Source organism: Pseudomonas brassicae (genome assembly GCF_010671725.1).
GTDB lineage: Bacteria > Pseudomonadota > Gammaproteobacteria > Pseudomonadales > Pseudomonadaceae > Aquipseudomonas > Aquipseudomonas brassicae.
This window is the reverse complement of record NZ_JAAHBU010000387.1, coordinates 1-4,578: the sequence shown is the minus strand read 5'-3', so window position 1 is coordinate 4,578 and position 4,578 is coordinate 1. Positions and strand designations below refer to the sequence as shown.

The window sequence follows — 4,578 nt, the reverse complement described above, 5'->3', positions numbered from 1 at the left end:
TTTGCTGGTACCACCGCGCATGTAGGTGGCGGCGATCTTGATCTGGGGTACGTGAGCCATGGGAATCTTGTCCTGTCGTCATTCGCAATCTGCAGGCTGCCCACACCCCTCTGTGGGAGCTGGCTTGCCAGCGAAGGGCTGCACAGCAGCCCAATCTCAGGGCTTGGCGTTGATCTGCTGCTGCAGGTTCTGCACCTGGCTCTGCAAGGTACTGATGTTGCGCGTCACCTGGCCACGAAACGCATCGAACTCCGCCGTCGACGCCCCACCCGCTGCAGCCGGTGCCGCTACCGGGCGATTCTCCTGCTCGCTCTTGAGCACGATCAGGTCCTGCTCCAGGCGCTGGATCGCGGCGCCAGGATCACCCTGCTTCTTCAAGGCGGCGATCTCACTCGACAACCCCTTGAGCTGCGCCTCCACCTTGCCGCTGTCTGCCTGCGCCGCCTTTACCGCCGCCAGCTCGGTAGCAACGGCCTTGAGCTGCGCCTGCAACTGCGCATTGGTGGCCTGCTGCTCGCTCACCTGTGCCAGCGCCTGCTCCAGGCGCTTGCCCAGGTCTCCCTGCTGCCCGGCCACGCCTTGCTGCTGCTTGCCCTGCTCGGCCAGGCTGGCCTGCAACTGCTTGATCTGCAGCTTCAACGCCTCACTGCCGGTGCTGACGCTCGACTCGCTGGCTGCGACCTTGCCGCTGATGTCCTGCAAGCGGCCCGCTGCGTCCTCGCTGATGCGCGCGAAGCTCTCCTGGGTAGCCACCAGTTGCTGCTCCATCAGCGAAATCTGCTGAAAACTCCACCAGCCAAGCCCCGCCAGGGCGATGAACGATGCCCCTACCAACGCCCACAACGGCCCGGTGGCCGCCGGTTTGCGCGCACCACCGCGCGCGGCAGGCGCACGCGTGCGGGTGGCCGGCACGAAATCATCGTCACCGCGACCACCGGCCTTGAGGCTGGGTACATCATCGAAATCGTCGTGAGCATCGTTGCGCATGGATCAACCGTCATGAGTGCAAATGAACGCCAGTATAAGTCAGTGGCCGTCGTGCTGGGCCTTCCACCAACTGCAGAATTCATCCAGTGCAGCCCACACACTGGTCTGTGGCCGATAGTCCAGGTACTGGCGGGCGCGGCTGATGTCCAGGGTAAAGTCCTTGTTCATCTGCTGTACCGCCAGGCGCGACAGGCTCGGTTGCGGACGCCCTGGCCACACCCGGCAAGCGCCCTCGTTCAGCGCCCCCAGACAGTAGGCCAGGGCGTAGCTGCGGTAGCGCTCAACCTGTGGCTGGCCCATGCCCCGCATCACGTAATTGATCACGTCCCACAACGGCTGTGGCTGGCCGTTGCTGATGTTGTAGGCCTGGCCCAGTGCCTCGGTGCCGGCCATGAGCGCAGCCAGCAGCGCCTGGTTGAGGTTTTGCACACTGGTAAAGTCGACCTTGTTCAACCCGTTGCCGACAATCGCCAGGCGCCGCTTGCGCTGCAGCTGCAACAGCCGCGGGAAGATGTTCACGTCACCGGCGCCAGTGACCAGACGCGGGCGCAGGGCCAATACCTCGAGGCCGAACTCCTGGGCGCCGAAGACTTTCTGCTCGGCCAGGTACTTGGTGGTCGCGTAGGCGTCCTGCAGACGGCGCGGTACCTGCTCTTCGCGCAGGCCCAGGCGTGAGCGCCCATTGAAGCAGATCGACGCCGACGACAGGTGCACCAGCCGGCGCACGTGCTCCTTCAGGCACGCCTCGACCACATTCTCGGTGACCACCACATTACCTTGGTGAAAATCCTGGTAACGCCCCCAATGCCCGACGGCACCGGCGCAGTGCACCACCGTGTCCACGCCCTGACACACACGCCGGGCCAGCTCGGGGTCACCCAGGTCGCCCGGGATGAACTGTGCCCCGCGCCGCACCAGGTGCTCGACGCCTTCGGCGCGCCGGCCATTGACCCGCACCTCCAGGCCCTGCTCCAGGGCAAAGCGCGCAAAGCGCCCGCCAATGAAGCCGCTCGCGCCGGTGACCAGAATTCGCATGAAGCACTCCGCCTACTCATTGTTTCCAGATTTTGCAGACGCCGGCAAACCGGACCACGGCACCAACCAGCTGCTGGCACTGCGCCGCAGGTGATCGGTAAGTTGCCCAAGCAATTGCCCGCCATTGCGCCAATGATGCCAGTACAGCGGCACATCGATGGGCTTATCCGCCAGAATTTCTACCAGTCGTCCGCTGGCCAACTGTTCGCGCACCTGCAATTCAGGCACCAGGCCCCAGCCCAGGCCCGCCTCGGTCAAGCGCAGGAAACCTTCGGAGGACGGGCACAGGTGATGCAGGAAGCCGCCATCCACGCCCAGCGAGGCCAGGTAGCGATGCTGCAGAAAATCATCCGGGCCGAACACCAGCGCCGGCGTGCGCGCCAGGCGCGCCACCTCGACGCCATTGGGGAAATTGCGCGCCATGAACGCCGGGCTCGCCAGCGCACGATAGCGCATGGCGCCCAGCAGCTCGCTGCGCGCCCCCGCCACCGGGCGCTCGCTGGCGCACAGGCAGGCAGCCACTTCGCCGGCACGCATGCGTTTGAGGCCGACTTCCTGGTCTTCCACCACCAGGTCCAGCAATACCTGTTCGCGGGCGCAGAACTCGCCCACCGCCTCGGCCCACCAGGTAGCCAGGCTGTCGGCATTGAGCGCCACGCGCAGGCGCTCGGGCAGGCCCTCTTCATCCAGCGCGGGCACCTGGCGCTGCAGGTCGCGTTCAAGCAGACGTACCTGCTGCACATGGTTGAGCAGGCGCCGACCGATCTCGGTAGGCGTGGGCGGGTTGGCGCGCACCAGCACCGGCTGGCCGACGCGCGCTTCGAGCAACTTGATGCGTTGCGAGATCGCCGACTGCGACAGCCCCAGCAACTGCGCACCGCGTTCGAACCCGGCCTGCTCGATCACCGCCGCAAGCGCCGAGAGCAACTTGTAATCGAACATCAGTTCTCCTAATGCCAGATGATTTCTATTGGTTTTTCTTATACAGCGTGTGCTCGCACAATAGCCAGCATCCTCACCTTCTTTTGCGCCAGCCCGCGTGGCTGTCTTGCGGAGCGTCTTCAATGTGGCAAAGCTATCTCAACGGCCTGCTGGTCGCTTTCGGGTTGATCATGGCGATCGGTACCCAGAATGCCTTCGTGCTGGCGCAAAGCCTGCGTCGTGAACACCACCTGCCGGTGGCGGCGCTGTGCGTGTTCTGTGACGCGGTGCTGGTCGCGCTGGGTGTGTTCGGGCTGGCGACCGTGTTGGCGCAGAACCCTACCTTGCTGGCGGTTGCGCGCTGGGGTGGCGTGGTGTTTCTGCTGTGGTACGGGAGCAAGGCATTGCGCCGTGCGTGCTCGCAGCAAAGCCTGCAGCAGGATCAAGGCCAGGGCCAGCGTTCACGCCGTGCGGTGTTGCTCAGCGCCCTGGCGGTGACGTTGCTCAACCCGCATGTGTACCTCGACACCGTATTGCTGATCGGCTCGCTGGGGGCCCAGCAAAGCGTGCCGGGGGCTTATGTGGCCGGGGCGGCCAGTGCGTCGCTGTTGTGGTTCTTCACCCTGGCGCTGGGTGCGGCGTGGCTGGCACCGTGGCTGGCACGGCCGAGCACCTGGCGCCTGCTGGACCTGATGGTGGCGGTGATGATGTTTGCGGTAGCGGCGCAACTGGCCTTCGGCTGATCCGTTCGTCTGCGCTGCGCAACGGCTCTGGAACCTCTATTCCATACACTTGTTGCGTGGTTTAGGCGGGGGCCCGGTGCTATGATCCCGAACCTGCGTCGCAAAGAGTAAAAACTCGCCGATGCATTCCGGCCGCCCGTGATCGGCCTTGCGCTCACCGCAACAGACCTGATTAGGAGAATCACCATGGCTTTTGAATTGCCGCCGCTGCCTTACGCCCACGATGCTTTGCAGCCGCACATTTCCAAGGAAACCCTGGAATACCACCACGACAAGCACCACAACACCTACGTCGTGAACCTGAACAACCTGGTGCCAGGCACCGAGTTCGAAGGCAAGACCCTGGAAGAGATCGTCAAGACCTCCTCGGGCGGTATCTTCAACAACGCCGCTCAGGTCTGGAACCACACTTTCTACTGGAACTGCCTGGCGCCAAACGCTGGCGGCCAGCCTACCGGTGCGCTGGCTGAAGCCATCAATGCTGCGTTCGGTTCGTTCGACACGTTCAAGGAAGAGTTCACCAAGACGTCGGTTGGCACCTTTGGTTCCGGCTGGGGCTGGCTGGTGAAAAAGGCTGACGGTTCGCTGGCACTGGCCAGCACCATCGGTGCCGGCAACCCGCTGACCAGCGGTGACACTCCGCTGCTGACCTGCGACGTGTGGGAACACGCTTACTACATTGACTACCGTAACGTGCGTCCGAAGTATGTCGAGGCGTTCTGGAACCTGGTCAACTGGAAGTTCGTGGCAGAGCAGTTCGAAGGCAAGGCTTTCACTGCGTAAGCATCGGCTTCTGAAAAACCCGGCCCAGGCCGGGTTTTTTTATGCATGAATGAACGCAGGCTGTTGATCTTGCCTTGCTGTTGCTGTTGCTGTTGATCTTGATCTTGAT

At 63.5% G+C, this 4,578-nt stretch carries 5 protein-coding genes; 2 read left to right on the top strand and 3 right to left on the bottom strand.

Annotated features, from left to right (window positions below):
• Window positions 1-156 precede the first annotated feature (156 nt).
• Genes G3436_RS22415 through G3436_RS22405 form a run of 3 tightly spaced genes read right to left on the bottom strand, consistent with a single transcriptional unit; the run spans window position 157 to window position 2,964 of the window.
• Window positions 157-987: an ATPase gene (locus tag G3436_RS22415; protein WP_163949612.1), complete on the bottom strand. Its 831-nt coding sequence runs from the start codon at window positions 985-987 to the stop codon at window positions 157-159.
• A 39-nt stretch (window positions 988-1,026) separates the two neighbouring features.
• Window positions 1,027-2,022 (bottom strand): NAD-dependent epimerase/dehydratase family protein, encoded by a 996-nt coding sequence (locus G3436_RS22410; RefSeq protein WP_163949609.1) that lies wholly within the window; start codon window positions 2,020-2,022, stop codon window positions 1,027-1,029.
• A 12-nt stretch (window positions 2,023-2,034) separates the two neighbouring features.
• Window positions 2,035-2,964 carry a LysR family transcriptional regulator ArgP gene (locus G3436_RS22405; RefSeq protein WP_163949606.1) on the bottom strand — a complete coding sequence of 310 codons (930 nt, stop codon included), beginning with the start codon at window positions 2,962-2,964 and terminating at the stop codon, window positions 2,035-2,037.
• A gap of 122 nt (window positions 2,965-3,086) precedes the next feature.
• Here G3436_RS22405 and G3436_RS22400 point away from each other — a divergent pair, with 122 nt between their 5' ends.
• Both G3436_RS22400 and G3436_RS22395 read left to right on the top strand, forming a co-directional pair.
• Window positions 3,087-3,686 (top strand): LysE/ArgO family amino acid transporter, encoded by a 600-nt coding sequence (locus G3436_RS22400; protein WP_163949603.1) that lies wholly within the window; start codon window positions 3,087-3,089, stop codon window positions 3,684-3,686.
• A 186-nt stretch (window positions 3,687-3,872) separates the two neighbouring features.
• On the top strand, window positions 3,873-4,469 hold the full coding sequence (locus tag G3436_RS22395; protein WP_163949601.1) for a superoxide dismutase: 597 nt from the start codon (window positions 3,873-3,875) through the stop codon (window positions 4,467-4,469).
• Window positions 4,470-4,578 lie beyond the last annotated feature (109 nt).